The sequence below is a fragment of the Pauljensenia sp. UMB3104 genome (genome assembly GCF_030217285.1).
Taxonomy (GTDB): Bacteria; Actinomycetota; Actinomycetes; order Actinomycetales; family Actinomycetaceae; genus Pauljensenia.
In genome coordinates, this window is sequence record NZ_JASONN010000284.1 from 1 (window position 1) to 276 (window position 276).

Annotated in this window: 1 pseudogene; it reads left to right on the forward strand. The window is 67.4% G+C overall.

Features of this window, described 5'->3' with window-relative positions:
- Window positions 1-276: pseudogene (locus QP415_RS11730) on the forward strand (primosomal protein N); the annotation flags it as partial.

Genomic DNA, 276 nt, shown 5'->3' on the forward strand with positions numbered 1-276 from the left:
TCGGGCGTCTTCCGATTGTGGTCGGCACGCGCTCGGCAGTGTGGGTTCCCTGTGCGAAGCTGAGCCTCATCGTCATCTGCGACGACGGCGACGATCGGCTGCGTGAGCGCCGGTTCCCGCGCTGCGACGTTCTCGACGTTGCCGTTCAACGGTGCGCGGTGGAGGGCGCGGGACTCCTTGTTGCTTCCTTCGCACGCTCGGTGAAGGCACAGGCTCTCATCCGTTCTGGATGGGCGGTCAGTCTCGATCCGGTGCCCGGCGCGCTGCGCGACGCGA